Annotated in this window: 19 protein-coding genes; 14 read left to right on the top strand and 5 right to left on the bottom strand. The window is 65.0% G+C overall.

Annotation, left to right across the window (positions count from 1 at the left end; translation table 11 throughout):
- Window positions 1-6 precede the first annotated feature (6 nt).
- From DSX2_RS07170 to DSX2_RS07150, 4 genes are all read right to left on the bottom strand, one after another.
- The gene (locus DSX2_RS07170; RefSeq protein WP_020880501.1) at window positions 7-642 is read right to left on the bottom strand and encodes a hypothetical protein; all 636 of its coding nucleotides are present in this window, start codon (window positions 640-642) and stop codon (window positions 7-9) included.
- On the bottom strand, window positions 636-1,598 hold the full coding sequence (locus DSX2_RS17535; RefSeq protein ID WP_020880500.1) for a hypothetical protein: 963 nt from the start codon (window positions 1,596-1,598) through the stop codon (window positions 636-638). Before DSX2_RS17535 ends, DSX2_RS07170 begins: the two co-directional genes overlap by 7 nt.
- 3 nt (window positions 1,599-1,601) lie before the next feature.
- Window positions 1,602-1,790, bottom strand: a complete 189-nt coding sequence (locus tag DSX2_RS07160; protein WP_020880499.1) for a hypothetical protein — start codon at window positions 1,788-1,790, stop codon at window positions 1,602-1,604.
- A gap of 287 nt (window positions 1,791-2,077) precedes the next feature.
- A complete protein-coding gene (locus tag DSX2_RS07150) occupies window positions 2,078-2,386 on the bottom strand; it encodes a hypothetical protein (RefSeq protein ID WP_020880498.1) in 309 nt (102 codons plus the stop codon).
- Here DSX2_RS07150 and DSX2_RS07145 point away from each other — a divergent pair.
- Complete coding sequence (locus DSX2_RS07145; protein WP_035041209.1) at window positions 2,385-2,600, top strand: hypothetical protein; 216 nt, start codon at window positions 2,385-2,387, stop codon at window positions 2,598-2,600. The genes DSX2_RS07150 and DSX2_RS07145 overlap by 2 nt on opposite strands.
- A gap of 9 nt (window positions 2,601-2,609) precedes the next feature.
- On the opposite strand, the gene DSX2_RS07140 is transcribed toward DSX2_RS07145, so the two are convergent.
- Window positions 2,610-2,828 (bottom strand): hypothetical protein, encoded by a 219-nt coding sequence (locus tag DSX2_RS07140; RefSeq protein WP_020880496.1) that lies wholly within the window; start codon window positions 2,826-2,828, stop codon window positions 2,610-2,612.
- A gap of 117 nt (window positions 2,829-2,945) precedes the next feature.
- Between DSX2_RS07140 and DSX2_RS07135 the strand changes: the two genes are divergently transcribed.
- The 13 genes from DSX2_RS07135 (at window position 2,946) to DSX2_RS07075 (ending at window position 12,619) form a co-directional block, all read left to right on the top strand.
- Complete coding sequence (locus DSX2_RS07135; protein WP_152512870.1) at window positions 2,946-3,173, top strand: hypothetical protein; 228 nt, start codon at window positions 2,946-2,948, stop codon at window positions 3,171-3,173.
- The gene (locus DSX2_RS07130) at window positions 3,170-3,535 is read left to right on the top strand and encodes a hypothetical protein (protein ID WP_020880494.1); all 366 of its coding nucleotides are present in this window, start codon (window positions 3,170-3,172) and stop codon (window positions 3,533-3,535) included. The genes DSX2_RS07135 and DSX2_RS07130 overlap by 4 nt, the downstream gene beginning before the upstream one ends.
- Complete coding sequence (locus DSX2_RS07125) at window positions 3,525-3,995, top strand: hypothetical protein (protein WP_020880493.1); 471 nt, start codon at window positions 3,525-3,527, stop codon at window positions 3,993-3,995. Before DSX2_RS07130 ends, DSX2_RS07125 begins: the two co-directional genes overlap by 11 nt.
- Window positions 3,995-4,480 carry a thermonuclease family protein gene (locus DSX2_RS07120; RefSeq protein WP_020880492.1) on the top strand — a complete coding sequence of 162 codons (486 nt, stop codon included), beginning with the start codon at window positions 3,995-3,997 and terminating at the stop codon, window positions 4,478-4,480. The genes DSX2_RS07125 and DSX2_RS07120 overlap by 1 nt, the downstream gene beginning before the upstream one ends.
- Before the next feature lie 422 nt (window positions 4,481-4,902).
- On the top strand, window positions 4,903-5,100 hold the full coding sequence (locus DSX2_RS07115; RefSeq protein ID WP_020880491.1) for a hypothetical protein: 198 nt from the start codon (window positions 4,903-4,905) through the stop codon (window positions 5,098-5,100).
- Window positions 5,101-5,152: 52 nt separating this feature from the next.
- Entirely contained in the window at window positions 5,153-5,347 is a 195-nt protein-coding gene (locus DSX2_RS07110) for a hypothetical protein (protein WP_020880490.1), read from the top strand.
- A 2-nt stretch (window positions 5,348-5,349) separates the two neighbouring features.
- Window positions 5,350-5,643: a hypothetical protein gene (locus DSX2_RS07105; RefSeq protein WP_020880489.1), complete on the top strand. Its 294-nt coding sequence runs from the start codon at window positions 5,350-5,352 to the stop codon at window positions 5,641-5,643.
- A gap of 109 nt (window positions 5,644-5,752) precedes the next feature.
- Complete coding sequence (locus tag DSX2_RS07100; protein ID WP_020880488.1) at window positions 5,753-6,784, top strand: hypothetical protein; 1,032 nt, start codon at window positions 5,753-5,755, stop codon at window positions 6,782-6,784.
- A 9-nt stretch (window positions 6,785-6,793) separates the two neighbouring features.
- A complete protein-coding gene (locus tag DSX2_RS07095) occupies window positions 6,794-7,726 on the top strand; it encodes a DUF1351 domain-containing protein (protein ID WP_020880487.1) in 933 nt (310 codons plus the stop codon).
- An 80-nt stretch (window positions 7,727-7,806) separates the two neighbouring features.
- Window positions 7,807-8,541 (top strand): hypothetical protein, encoded by a 735-nt coding sequence (locus DSX2_RS07090; protein ID WP_020880486.1) that lies wholly within the window; start codon window positions 7,807-7,809, stop codon window positions 8,539-8,541.
- A 71-nt stretch (window positions 8,542-8,612) separates the two neighbouring features.
- The gene (locus DSX2_RS07085; RefSeq protein WP_035041199.1) at window positions 8,613-8,969 is read left to right on the top strand and encodes a hypothetical protein; all 357 of its coding nucleotides are present in this window, start codon (window positions 8,613-8,615) and stop codon (window positions 8,967-8,969) included.
- Between the two features lie 3 nt (window positions 8,970-8,972).
- A complete protein-coding gene (locus DSX2_RS18015; protein WP_020880484.1) occupies window positions 8,973-10,127 on the top strand; it encodes a DNA cytosine methyltransferase in 1,155 nt (384 codons plus the stop codon).
- The gene (locus tag DSX2_RS07075; protein WP_020880483.1) at window positions 10,124-12,619 is read left to right on the top strand and encodes a DEAD/DEAH box helicase; all 2,496 of its coding nucleotides are present in this window, start codon (window positions 10,124-10,126) and stop codon (window positions 12,617-12,619) included. Before DSX2_RS18015 ends, DSX2_RS07075 begins: the two co-directional genes overlap by 4 nt.
- Window positions 12,620-12,986 lie beyond the last annotated feature (367 nt).

The raw sequence follows: 12,986 nt of genomic DNA, 5'->3' as shown, positions 1-12,986 counted from the left end.
TATGGTTCATCCCTCGGCCGCCATGGCCTGGGCATAGGCGTCATAGTCATTGTCCGCGCTCCCTCCCTCGGGCATCTCGCTGCCCGGGCCGCGGTACTCGCCCTGCCGATGGCACTTCGGGTCGTGCCGCGTGCCGCGCGTGCGCTGTCCCCAGTCCGTCGCGTCCGCATCCTCCGCGCCCTGTCCCGGCGTCTCTGGCGCGATCTTCCCCAGGTGCACCGCATGCCCGCCGTCGTCGGGATGCGCAGGCGCTCCGCTTGGCTGCCACCCGCGCCACTTCTCCGGGGCCACCTCGGGGTACGGAAGAGGCCGGCCGCCGATGATGGCCATGACGTTGGCCGCGTGCTTCCTCGAGCGCTCTGGACCGCAGAAGCGCCCAGCATGCTGATCAACGGCCTTTCTTTCGGGAGGCCTGTACGACTCCCGGTAGGCGCGCAAGACGTCGGCCGACTTGGGGAAAGTCCGGCACGCCTGGCGGGCGAGGCAGATGCACTCGCGCAGCACGTTGTCGTCCGTGATGTGCAGGCGCAGGTCACGCCACCACGTCTCGGCGATGATCTCAATCTGCTCCTGGGGGAGGCGCGCGAGGTAGACCGTGTTGAGGCGCACGACCTCTGCCGTGACGGTGATCTGGTTCAGCATGCGATTTCTCCCTCTGCAGGCGGCTGATTGCCGTTCTTCTGCGCGGCGTCGTACTCGAGCAGGCGCGCGGCCATCTGCCGCTGCTCCTCGCGCTCGCGCTGGTAGGGGGTCATGGGCGGGGTGGTTGAACCGGAGCCCATGGGAATGGCTCCGGGGACGGGCTCGCTCTCCTCGTCCTCCCACCGCCTTCCGGTGATCCATCCCTGGGCCATCTTGGGGGTTCGGCCTGCGGCGATGAGCGCGGGTCGTTCGGCGGCCTCACGCTCGGCCGCGGTGACGATTTGCTGGCAGATGGAATCCGTGAGCTCCGGGATGTCGATCCAGGCGTCAGCCGCCCGCCGTTTATCCCGCTTGTAGTTGAAGGCCGACCAGAATCGCTCGAACCAGGCCAGACGCTTTCCGGTCAGCTTCCGCTTCTTGGCCGTGAGGAAGAATTCCACTTGCGCTGCTGTTTGCGCGTGCTGCGCATCGCCAGATGCGCAATGCATTTGGTCTTCTTCTTCCTTCTTCTCTTCTTCCCTTCTTAATCTATCCTGTGCCCTCAACTCGCCCTTCGTAGACTTTTCGTTGTGCCCTTCATTATGCCCTTCGTAGTTTTTTGGGTCTTGATAAAGTTCATAATTATATACAGTTATGAGCATCCCGCGAGTGCCCTTCGTGATGCCGATCATTGTGCCCTTCGCTTGCCCTTCGTCGGACTTTCGTGCGAACCACTCATACGCAGAACGAATTTCCTTAATTGTCGGCCGGATAAGCCTGTATCCGACGTGCCACGACATGGCATCGCGCATCTCTTCGATGGTGGTGTGGAACTGCCCTCGCTTGAGCTTCATCCCGTCACGCCACTCGGCGCGCAGGAGCATCCAATCCCAGAGCTTGGAGTACAGCGGGGGCTTGTCCATCAACTCCGATTCCAGGGTCTTGCGTGCCTTGAGGATGTACCCTCCCTGGATCATGCCCTACGCCTCCCCTGCCATAGCCATGGGGAACCGCTCGGCGATCCTGTCGAGATGTCCCTCAAGCTCCGCGACGCGGCGCGCGAGGGCTGCCTTGTCGCGCTCGAGGCGGATAACCGTGTCCTTGAGGACGCGGACGTGCTTGGTTGGCGAGTAGGCCCCGGACGGAGTGAAGTAGGGAGGCTCTTTCATGCCGCCACCTCGCCGTAGAGACCTGTCTGACCGGCGTTCTCCCATGGGTCGCGAACGGCCACCGGGCTCCATGTGAGGGGGGGGGCATTGCGCTGCCGAGGGTGGTGTCCTCGCTTTCCCCCAGACGCCCCGTATCTCCTCCTGGACGTTCTCTCCTGCACCTCGTGTTTCTTGCGGCATTCTGTGCAGCAGTACCGACGCTGCGGAGGGTCGACGGGCTTGCCGAAGTGCAGGCAACTATTCCGACATGGAGAGCATGTTTTTCCTTTCATTTCTGCCACCTGCGATCACCTCTCCCGGATGCGCGGGCGGGCGCCGCGCAGTAGGCTCTGGATAAGCTGGGGGTTGGCTATGAGCATGGGCACGGCCAGAAGCAGGGCGGCGCGGATGGCTTCCGAACGGTTCGCCCCGGCCGCTCCGGCGGCGCGCAGAAGTTCGTCGTGAAGGTCGTGTGGAATCCAGGCCTCGCATCGGCGGTGCGTGGCGAGAATCCCCTCGTCCTGGGCAGAGGCCCGAGGTTGCTCGAGCTCGAAGACGATGGTGTCGGCCTCGAGCTGATCGCCGTGCGACTTGATGAACCGGGAGAGAATCGACATGACCGACTATGACCTCCGCATGCAATTCGCCCGTGCCAGGGACGGCGACGTCCTCGCCCGTGTGGCCGTGGTCGGCCCGACCGGGGTGACCTTTCGCGTGGTGCGCGGCCCGGGAGAACTGTCCGAGATGGTGGAGACGGTGCTTGACTGCGTCGAGATCGACGGCTGCGCCCGCGTCTGGCTGCCGCTGCCGCTCAACGTCGGAGGGAAGTAGGCCATGGCGCTAGGCCGCCTGGTCCGTCCCGGGGCGTATCAGCGCATGAAGCAGGAGCCTCTTGTCGGCCGGAAAGGTCGCGGGGTCTGCCTCGGCCGCCGCCCGCGCCCGGCGGTACGACGATCCGTGCTGATAGCCAAGGGCCTTGGCGGCGGCCGTGTGGCTGCCGCAGGCCTGGCGCAGTGCCTCGAACAACTCGGGGAGGGGATTCGGATTCGTGCTTTCCATGGCCCACCTATAGCATCGTGCGCTAGCAGGTCAATAGCGATTTTTGGGCTGTCGCAGAGCCGATAGGTGAGGCAGAACCAGAGCATGACAGACCCCATGCAGTATGAGCGGAGAGCGGTGAAGGTAATCGCCGAGATAGCCGAAGGCCGCTCCATGTCCCATTCCGAGCTCGCCCGGGCGGCGTTCGGCGCGGAGCCGAAGAAAATTGTGCGATGGGCCAACATGCGCAATCCCCGGAAGGACACGGGCAAGGCGCAGGCCCTAACCGTGGCCGACTTCGCCGCCCTGTCCATGGCCCTCGGGGATGATCCCGCGACCATGGCGTTCAAGGTCGAGAAGGCATGACGCAGTACACCCCGGAGCAAATAGAGCTCGAGGCCGTGCGCCAGATCAAGCGGCTGGCCGATGAGCGAGGCATGAAGCAATCCGTCCTGGCGGCCACGGCCTGGCCGGGAGAGGCCAACGCGCCGACGAAGTGGCGCCAGATCAGGAACGGCAGGAAGCAGACGGGAGCGCCGCAGAGGATCACGGTGAGCGAGGCGGTCGCCCTCTGCAATGTCCTGGGCGTGGAGTTCTCGACCATCCTGTTCCGGGCGCAGGAAGCGATCAAGCTGCGGCGGGCGACGCCATATCCGACGGCGGTTGAAGAAAACCGCGAGGAATGGCCCGCGGCTGCTGAAAAGCGGGGACGATACAATGAAAATTGACGGCCTGGGCTATGCCCTGCTTGGAGCGGCGGCATTCTGGTTCTGGCTGGCCGCGAGGGCCGCGACGCCCTGGGCGGTTGTTCCGGCCATCCTCGGGCTCGGCCTCGCTGCCGTCGCCGTGGCGCGGGCGCGCGAGGAGGCGAAAATCTTTCGCGCCATCAAGGACAGGCGGCGAGCCATGCGCCAGACCGGCACCCCTGTCCCCAGCTCGAATGCTCTCCGGGATTTCGCCGACGAGGCCTGGCCGGTCATCGTCTTCTACATGGCCCTGATCGTCTCCGGGATCTTCATCACGGAACTCTTCATCCGGACAGGGATAACGTCGTCGCGGATGTCGTCACTCGAGATCCTGATCGTCTGCGCGATCTCGGTCTACGTGTCGATCCTGGCGGCCATGCGCGCGGATAGAATTCTTGCCTTCCTGCGGAATATCTCCGCCAGGATCGCGGGGAGGAAATGATGCGCTCCTGCTGCCTTCTCATCGCTCTCGTGCTGTTGCCCGCCGCGTCTCACGCGGCCGACATCGCCTCCTGCATGCGCGCGCTCGACGGCGACTCCATCATCGTCGAAGTCCAGGGCCACACGCTCAATGTGCGCTTGCTCGGCATCGACGCCCCGGAGCATGGCCAGGAATGGGGCGAGCAGGCCAAGGCCTACACGCAGAGGTGGTGCGAGGGCGGCCCCATCACCCTCGAGTACGACCTCGAGCGCACGGACCGCTATCACCGTACCCTTGCCTACGCCTGGCGCGGCTCGGACTTCCTCAACGAGGACGTGGTCCGCTCCGGGCTCGCGCTCTCGGTCTACTACAGCCCCAACGGCAAGCACCTCTCGCGACTCAAGGAGGCGGAAGCCCAGGCCAAGACCGACCGCGCCGGGTTCTGGTCAGGGGGCGGCCTCGCCGAAACGCCGCGCAAGTGGCGTCAGGAGCACCGCCGTGAATAAGAACCCGCAGGGTAAGGACGACGAGAATGGTTTCACGGTTGTACCCTGGGCCGACATCCCCCTCGTCCCCTCTCGTCCATCCTCCCCCAATCCCCGCGCGGAAGACACGGATCGCGCCGATAACCATCCCGACAATCCAGCGTCCTAGATCCCGGCAGCCACCGGGCATGTCTATTCGCCCATAGGGCAGCCTATTCCCTTACCCCGTCCCCCAGCGCATGGCGCTACAATCTTCCGCCCCATGCTTTAGCATGATGCGCTATTTTTTTATTGACCACTAGCGCACCATGCTATAGACATGGATCACCACGACGGCAGCGAGTCCGCGAAACACGCCAGGGTGCAGAGCCGTGCGGAGCAGTAGCGGGGCAAGACCGAGGTCGTGGGAAGAGTAGCAAAACGGCAACACAGGAAGGACCCACATGCAGATCACGATCAAGAACAAGTTCGCGGCGATGCTCACCCTCGGGGGAGATACCTCCAAGCTGACCCCGGAAGACGTCGCGGCGGCGGCCAGTTCCTCGGACTGGCGCATCCGCGCGGCGGTGGCCCAGGCCGCCGGGACGCGGGGCATCATGTCGCAGCTCCTGGACATCTTCATGCGTGCCATTGGCGCGTGATTCCACACACCCATGGGGAGAACATCTGCTCCCCATGGGAAGGAGGCCATCCATGAAGAAGCGCATCACCATCGGACATTTCGTGTGCCAGCACTGCGGCGACTCGAATGCTCCGCGACCGTGGGAAGTCCGCGACCTGTTCGGAGGCGTCATCGCCAAGCGCGAGACGGAGCAGGACGCCACCCGCGTGGCCTTCACGGCCGCTTTTGCAGAGCGGATCAACGACCTCGGGCCGGAGGCGGCGTAGCCATGGCCACCATCCACATTTTCGACCAGGGCCACACGCACGGCGAGTGCGAATTTTTCGAAGCTGACCCCCTGCACTGCGGAAAAGGCACATGCGAGCAGGCCGCCGAGCTGCTGCGGCAGCAGGGGATAAGGGATGTCCTGCCCGTCCCCGTCTTGACGCTCGGGAGTGCCCACGGCTGCCCCTTCTGGGAGATGAGCGAAGAGGCGCGCGAGGAGCGAGATGCCGAGGAGGCCTACATCGCGTGGCGCAAGCGCGATGACGCCGACGTGCGCCGCGCCGCGGCGGGGATGTGATGCGCTCGCTGCTCTACGCCCTGGCTCTGGCCGCCGGCATCATGGCGATGACGGCGGCCGGCCAGTGGCTCGTCAGGGGAATCTAGGATCAACAGGAAGGAGATAGATCATGGAAGGGAACACCGCGCAGGCACTTGTGGCCAGCAATTACCAGGGCTGCCACGAGGTGGCCACCATCGACGATTTCGCCACTTCGGCGGCCGTGCTCCTGCAGCGCAAAAAGACGCTGCAGACCGTGATGGAGCAGGTGATGATCAAGGACGAGCACTTCGGCGTCATCCCCGGATGCGGAAAGAAGCCGTCGCTCCTCAAGCCCGGGGCCGAGGCCATCGCCTCCACGTTCCGCCTCTGCCCGCGCTACATCATCACCAAGTCCGAACTCGGCGGCGGCCACCGGGAGTACGAGATCCTGTGCGAGCTCTACAACCCGGCCGGAGGATTCGTCGGCTCCGGCGTCGGCTCGGCCACGACCATGGAGACCAAGTACCGCTTCCGCGTCGGGGGAGGAGAGATCACCGAGGTCCCCGTGCCCAAGGCGTATTGGGACCGGCGCAAGAACGACCCCAAGGGAGCGGCCAAGGTGCTCCGCGACGCGGCCCACGCCGCCGGGATCGAAGGCGAGTCATTCGGCACGCAGAAGGACGACAGCGGACAGTGGATGGTCAGCACGAAGACCGCTGAGAAGGTCGAGCACGACAACCCGGCCGACTACTACAACACCGTCCTCAAGATGGCCAAAAAGCGCGCCTTCGTGGATGCCGTGCTCACGGCGACGGGCGCCTCGGACATCTTCACCCAAGACATCGAGGACATGCCCGAGGTCATCCCGCAGGCCAAGCCTTCCCCCAAGTCCCAGACGCAAGCGCAGGCTCAGCCCACCCCCCAGGAGCAGCAGAACGGCGCGCAGCGAGAGATCAGCCAGCAGCAGATCAAGGCCATCATGGATGCCGCCGAGCGCGAGGGCATCGCCATGTCCGACCTGCTGTCCGATGCCCGCGCCCGCTTCCAGGCCGACGACATCGACGACCTGAGCAAGCTGTGGGCGCACGAGGGCATGCAGCTCCTGCAGGCCATCAACAGCCGCCAGATCGGAACGCCCACGGCCACGAGTCAGATGGACCAGATGCCGCAGGGATTTTAGGAGGACACCATGGAAGACATCAAGCTCACGACCACGCTGCCCGCCATCTCGTTCGACTTCGACGGCCTCAAGGCCTTCGCCGAGGGAATCGTCGAACAGTATCGCGGACTCATCGTGCAGGAGGACCAGATCGCGGGCATCAAGTCCGAGATGGCTGGCCTGAACAAGCTCAAGAAGCAGATCGACGACGCGCGCAAGGAGACCGTCAGGCAGGTGAGCGCTCCCGTCAAGGAGTTCGAGGGCAAGATCAAGGAAATCTGCGCCATTTTCGACGAGGCGTACGGCTTCCTCGGCGGCCAGGTGAAGGCCTTCGAGGACCGCGCCAGAGAGGATAAGCGCCACGAGGTGCAGGTCATCATCGACCACCTGCGCGCGGAGCACGGAGTGCAGCCCCTGGACATCCCCGTCGAGGATCGCTGGCTGAACAAGACCACCAAGCTCAAGGACGTCCAGTCGCAGATCGAGGCGATCATCTTGGACCACCTCAAGGCCGAGAAGGACAAGGCCGCGCTCGAGCAGGCCCGGCGAGACCGTGCCGTCTTCATCGAGGAAAAGTGCGCGAGTCTCGGGAACCTGCATGGGTTCCTCCTGCCCGCATCCTCCTTCCTGCACCTGCAGGATATGGACATCTCCATGCAGGATGCCGCCGCGCAGATCGAGACGGCCTACGCGCAGAAGGCCAAGGATATGGCCGATGCCGCGCGGCAGGCCGAAGAGGCGCAGGCCAGGGCGGCGAGGAAAGACGCCGCGCAGCCTGCCGCCACTCCCTGCCCCACCTCCAGGCCTCAGCCTGTCACCACGTCCCGCCCGTCCGCGCAGCGTGTCGTCCGGACCATCACCATCGAATACTACGCCACGCGCGAGGTCGAGATAGCTTCCGCGCTCAAGACTCTCGCGGCGTCCTGCATCTCGCTGGCAGACGCCAGGAGCAGGGCCGCCTAGTTCCCTCCCCTACCCCCTGACGACGCCCCCGACCGGTTCATCCCCCTGGCCGGTCGGGGGCAAAAACAAGGAGCACCATTATGCCTGCCGCCACCGCCAAGAAGATCACCGACCAGACCGCCCCCGAGGAATCCCACGTCGTGTCCATGGTGTCCGCACGCGGCGCCCGCGACCGCACGCACAAGACTGCGTGCCTGCCCGGCATCCTCTCCACCTTCTTCTCCGGAGTCTCGTTCCCGGTCTGGGACGAGGCCGCGGCCCGGGCCCTTCCCGTCGAGTCCTGCATGTCGCAGTCCGCGGCTGAGTCCATCGCCGCCCTGCGCGCTCTCATCTCCCACCAGGACGCCACCATCGAGGCTCTGCGTCGCGACTACCGCGACCTCGAAGGCGAGCTCGGTGAGGCCTACAGCGAGATCAAGCGCCTGATCGATAAGCCGTCCTACAAGGCCAGCGTGCGCGAAATCCTGGCCGTGGCCGCGCTGCTCGACGGCGACGTGGTCCACGCCGTCGCCCAGGGCATCCGCGATGGTGTGCAGCAGGCGCAGCGGTACGGGGCGCACGCCTTCGAGTGCACGCACAAGCTCCATGCCGCCATCTCCATGGATGCCGATGAGGACACTGGCGAGGTCGTCCAGTCCCTGCACCTCGAGGTGTCCAGCAAGGGTACGGTCAAGGTCGAGTTCGGCGCGGGCAAGCGCAAGGGAGTCAACTGGCTCGACTCGGACGGAGAGCTCGTCATCCCCGACAACCTGGTCAAGTCGCTCCCTCTCTTCCGTGAGCAGGAAGAGTCCGAGTCAGCGCGTGATGCCGCCTAGCATCCATCCCTCACACCTCCCGTCCGAGCGTCGGGAGGCAGTGGGCGATGAACGGAAGTAAGGAGATGGGAATGAGCGACGACAAGTTGGGCCCGTGCCCGGTGTGCGGGAGCGATAATGCGTACGAGCGTAATGAGTGGATTTACTGCGAAGAATGCGGATATGCGGCTGATATTTTGACATGGCCGACTCTCTGCGCCCTCCGCCGCGAGCGCGACGAGCTGAAGGCCCGCGAGGCGCGGCTGCGGGAGGCGTTGCATTGGTGTGTTCAGCTCATCGATACTGTGTGCGGCGTCGGCCCGGATGATCGAGATGAATTCGACAAGGCCTGCGCGGCCCTTTCTCCCTGCGCCCCGTGCCACGCCAAGGACGAGCCCGGGGACTTCGAGGACTGCGAGGCGCGCCGCGCGCAGCAGGCGGAGGGGTAGGCAATGACCATTCGTTTTGCGACCGTCTGCACGGGCATCGCCGCGGCCGAACAGGCGGTGATCCGCGCCGGGCTCCATTGGCGTCCGGTCTTCATGTCCGAGATCGAGCCGTTCCCCTGCGCCGTGCTGGCGCATCGCTTCCCCGGAGTGCCGAACCTCGGCGACATGACAAGGATTGACGGCCGAAAATGGCGTGGGTTGGTGGACCTGCTCGTCGCCGGAACGCCGTGCCAGGCGTTCAGCCTCGCCGGGCTGCGCCGGGGTCTGGAAGACTCGCGCGGAAATCTGACCATCAAGCTCGTGGAGCTCCTGGATGCAATTCAGTCTGCCTCTCTTCTCTGGGAAAACGTACCCGGTGTCCTCTCCGACAGGGGAAACGCCTTCGGATCATTCGTCGGGCTGCTCGCCGGAGCAGACTTCGACGCCGAGCCCGGTCCAAGGCCCCAGATGGGAAAGAGTTCGCCCTTTTGGACTTGGGATCGAGATGCACGGGTCCATGTTCCGAAGTGGCCCGCTTGTGGTTGGGTTGCTGGACCAGCGAGGACAATCGCGTGGCGGTGCCTCGATGCCCAATATTTCGGACTGGCCCAACGCCGCCGCCGTGTGTTCCTTGTCGCGTGTCCTAGAGACGGGGCCGATCCCAGAGAAATACTTTTTGAGCGCGAGGGCCTGCGCCGGGATCATCCGCCGCGCCGAGAGAAGGGGCAAGGATTTGCCCATGATCTTGCGCCGTGCCTTGGAGCAAGCGGCCGGGGAGTCGAGCGCACAGGAGAGACGAGAGGCCAGGACCCGGTAGTCGCGTGCTTCGGAGGAAACAACTCTTCCGGTCCGGTGGACGTGGCCACGGCCAGGAACGCTCACGGCGGACCTCATGGCCGTCTCGACTTCGAGTCGGAGACGTACGCGGTGCATGGCGGCATGCGCGTCCGCCGCCTCACCCCGCGCGAGTGCGAGCGGTTGCAGGGCATGGAAGACGACTTCACACTCATCCCCTGGCGCGGCAGGCCGGCCGAAGAATGCCCAGACGGGCCGCGCTACAAGGGAATCGGGAACTCCATGCCCGTGGACGTGATGGCCTGGATTCTCACGCGCGTGGACGCGGCGTTGACCGCAATCAGAATGCCAGCCGGGGTGCTGGCGCGGGAGGGCGTGGCGTGAGCTACCTCGACTTCATTGCCGCCAAGTGCCGACTCTCCACGCGCATGGGGTTCCACGTCGACCAGGACGAGATCAACCACATGCTCAAGCCCCACCAGCGCGACATCGTGCAGTGGGCCATATCGGGCGGGCGCCGGGCAATCTTCGCGGCCTTCGGACTGGGAAAGTCCTTCATGCAGCTCGAGGTCCTGCGCCTGATCGGCAAGCACGAGGGCGGACGGCAGCTCATCATTGCGCCCTTGGGCGTGCGTCTCGAGTTCCGCAAGGACGCGGCCAAGCTCGGCATCCCCCTGACCTTTGTGCAGCGCACCGAGGACCTGGGCGATGCCGGGATGTACATCACCAACTACGAGGCCGTGCGCGACGGGCGCCTCGACGTGACCGCCTTCAACGCCGTCTCCCTGGACGAGGCGGACGTCCTGCGATCCTACGGGTCGCTCACCTTCCAGACGTTCCTGACGCTGTTCGATTCGGTCCGCTATCGCTTCGTGGCCACGGCCACGCCGTCGCCGAACAGGTTCAAGGAGCTGATCCACTACGCTGGATTCCTGGGCATCATGGACACCGGGCAGGCCCTGACGCGCTGGTTCAAGCGGGACTCGACCAAGGCCAACAACCTCACGCTCTACCCGCACAAGGAGCGTGAGTTCTGGTTGTGGGTCAGTTCATGGGCTGTGTTCCTGCAGCGCCCCTCGGACCTTGGCTACAGCGACGAGGGGTATGCCCTGCCGAAGCTGCATGTGCACTACCACATGGTGCGCTCGTCCTCGGGGCCCACTGCCGACAAGGGCGGACAGATGCGCCTGATCCAGGATGCTGCCCTGAGCCTGGGAAGCGCGGCGCGAGAGAAGCGGTCCAGCCTTCCGGCGCGCATCGAGAAGATGTGCGAGATTCTGCTCGCCGCGCCCGAGGAACACTGCATCATCTGGCATGACCAGGAGGCCGAGCGCCACGCCATCAAGCAGGCCCTGCCCGCGGCCGTCGACGTCTACGGCTCCCAGGACCTGGACGTGCGCGAGAGCCGCGTTGCCGGGTTCTCCGAGGGCGAGTTCCAGTACCTGGCCACCAAGCCGATATTGTCCGGCGCCGGCTGCAACTTCCAGCGGCATTGCGCCATGGCCGTCTTCCTGGGAATCGGGTTCAAATTCAGGGACTTCATACAGGCCATCCACCGCATCCACCGCTTTCTGCAGGATCGGGAGTGCCACATCCACATCATCTACGCCGACACCGAAGCAAGGATCCTCGAGGTCCTGAAGAGGAAGTGGCGGCAGCACGAGGAGATGACGGAGAATATGAGCGAGATCATCCGCAAGTATGGGCTCTCTGCAGTGGACATGGAATCGGAACTGCGCCGGGCCATCGGTGTGGAACGCGTCGAGGCACGCGGACAACTCTTCACGGCCGTCAACAACGACTGCGTGCTCGAGTGCCAGGGCATGGCCGAGACCTCGGTGGACCTGATCGTGACCTCGATCCCTTTCAGCAACCACTATGAGTACACCCCGAGCTACCAAGATTTCGGGCACACGGACGGGAACGGCCACTTCTGGGAGCAGATGGACTACCTGACGCCTGAGCTGCTTCGCATCCTGCGCCCGGGCCGCATCTACTGCTGCCACGTCAAAGACAGGATCCTGTTCGGAAACGTGACCGGGACCGGCGTGCCCACCGTGAGCCCCTTCCACGCAGAGGCCATCTTCCACGCGCGCCGCCACGGATTCGACTTCATGGGGATGATCACGGTCATCACCGACGTGGTGCGCGAGAACAACCAGACCTACCGTCTGGGGTGGACCGAGCAGTGCAAGGACGGCACCAAGATGGGGGTCGGATCACCGGAGTACATCCTGATCTTCCGCAAGCCGCAGAGCGACCGCAGCCGAGGCTACGCCGACGTGCCCGTGGTCAAGGACAAGGGCGAGTGCAGCCGGGCCCGCTGGCAGGTCCAGGCGCATGCCTTCCATCGCTCGTCAGGCGACCGACTCATGACCGCAGATGAGCTCGCCGGGCTTCCTCCTGACCAGCTTGTGCAGGCCTTCACCGAGCGCAGCCTCCAGTCCGTCTACGACTACGAGGAGCATGTGCGCATCGGAGAGGCCCTGGAACTGCGCGGGGCTCTTCCCGCGACGTTCATGGCCATCGCTCCCGGCTCCTGGCATCCGGACGTCTGGCACGACGTCGTGCGCATGCGCACGCTCAACGGATCGCAGTCTCAGCGCGGCCTGGGACAGCACGTATGCCCCCTGCAGTTCGACATCGTCGACCGGCTGGTCGAGCGCTACAGCAATCCAGGAGAAGAGGTCTTCGATCCGTTCGGCGGCCTCATGACGGTCCCCTACCGGGCCATCAAGCTCGGCCGCCGCGGTCGCGCTGTGGAGCTCAATGCCGACTACTGGCGCGACGGCGTGAAGTACTGCCGTGCCGCCGAGCAGGACGCAACGGCTCCGAGCCTCCTGGACTTCTGCGGCGGGGGGAAAGAAGCCGCATGACCACCCTCCGCCGCCCACACGACCCATGGCAGGACGAGCGCGAGAACCCGCCAAAGTCGGCCGTTCGTCCCGCCTTCTGCCGCTCTGCCTGCCCGCTGTGGACCGAAAACGGCTGCCCTGTCGGCAAGGCCAGCGGGCACACGGCCCTCTGCGCCCACACCGTGGCCAATCTGCGGCGCCACAACGCGATGAGGGAGAGCTTCTAGTGGACCTCCGGACATCGGCGGAACTCGCGGTTCTCCTGCGATTGAAGACTCCGGGTGCGGCCGAGAAGAAAGCACGCGAGCTCGGTGTTTCTCCCTATGCCTTCGGCCGCGGTCGGGGAAAGGGGAACCGTTGGGACTGGATCGAGGTCCAGGAGGCCTTG

It is taken from the genome of Desulfovibrio sp. X2 (assembly GCF_000422205.1).
Taxonomy (GTDB): Bacteria; Desulfobacterota; Desulfovibrionia; order Desulfovibrionales; family Desulfovibrionaceae; genus Alkalidesulfovibrio.
Note: the sequence above shows the minus strand (reverse complement) of the source record. Positions and strands in the feature narration are given on the sequence as shown.

Coding starts and splice junctions, on each gene's coding strand:
- DSX2_RS17535 (WP_020880500.1), bottom strand. CDS start 1,598: ATGATCCAGGGAGGGTACATCCTCAAGGCACGCAAGACCCTGGAATCG.
- DSX2_RS07130 (WP_020880494.1), top strand. CDS start 3,170: ATGACGCAGTACACCCCGGAGCAAATAGAGCTCGAGGCCGTGCGCCAG.
- DSX2_RS07085 (WP_035041199.1), top strand. CDS start 8,613: ATGAGCGACGACAAGTTGGGCCCGTGCCCGGTGTGCGGGAGCGATAAT.
- DSX2_RS18015 (WP_020880484.1), top strand. CDS start 8,973: ATGACCATTCGTTTTGCGACCGTCTGCACGGGCATCGCCGCGGCCGAA.
- DSX2_RS07125 (WP_020880493.1), top strand. CDS start 3,525: ATGAAAATTGACGGCCTGGGCTATGCCCTGCTTGGAGCGGCGGCATTC.
- DSX2_RS07120 (WP_020880492.1), top strand. CDS start 3,995: ATGCGCTCCTGCTGCCTTCTCATCGCTCTCGTGCTGTTGCCCGCCGCG.
- DSX2_RS07150 (WP_020880498.1), bottom strand. CDS start 2,386: ATGTCGATTCTCTCCCGGTTCATCAAGTCGCACGGCGATCAGCTCGAG.
- DSX2_RS07105 (WP_020880489.1), top strand. CDS start 5,350: ATGGCCACCATCCACATTTTCGACCAGGGCCACACGCACGGCGAGTGC.
- DSX2_RS07140 (WP_020880496.1), bottom strand. CDS start 2,828: ATGGAAAGCACGAATCCGAATCCCCTCCCCGAGTTGTTCGAGGCACTG.
- DSX2_RS07090 (WP_020880486.1), top strand. CDS start 7,807: ATGCCTGCCGCCACCGCCAAGAAGATCACCGACCAGACCGCCCCCGAG.
- DSX2_RS07170 (WP_020880501.1), bottom strand. CDS start 642: ATGCTGAACCAGATCACCGTCACGGCAGAGGTCGTGCGCCTCAACACG.
- DSX2_RS07095 (WP_020880487.1), top strand. CDS start 6,794: ATGGAAGACATCAAGCTCACGACCACGCTGCCCGCCATCTCGTTCGAC.
- DSX2_RS07145 (WP_035041209.1), top strand. CDS start 2,385: ATGACCGACTATGACCTCCGCATGCAATTCGCCCGTGCCAGGGACGGC.
- DSX2_RS07160 (WP_020880499.1), bottom strand. CDS start 1,790: ATGAAAGAGCCTCCCTACTTCACTCCGTCCGGGGCCTACTCGCCAACC.
- DSX2_RS07100 (WP_020880488.1), top strand. CDS start 5,753: ATGGAAGGGAACACCGCGCAGGCACTTGTGGCCAGCAATTACCAGGGC.
- DSX2_RS07115 (WP_020880491.1), top strand. CDS start 4,903: ATGCAGATCACGATCAAGAACAAGTTCGCGGCGATGCTCACCCTCGGG.
- DSX2_RS07110 (WP_020880490.1), top strand. CDS start 5,153: ATGAAGAAGCGCATCACCATCGGACATTTCGTGTGCCAGCACTGCGGC.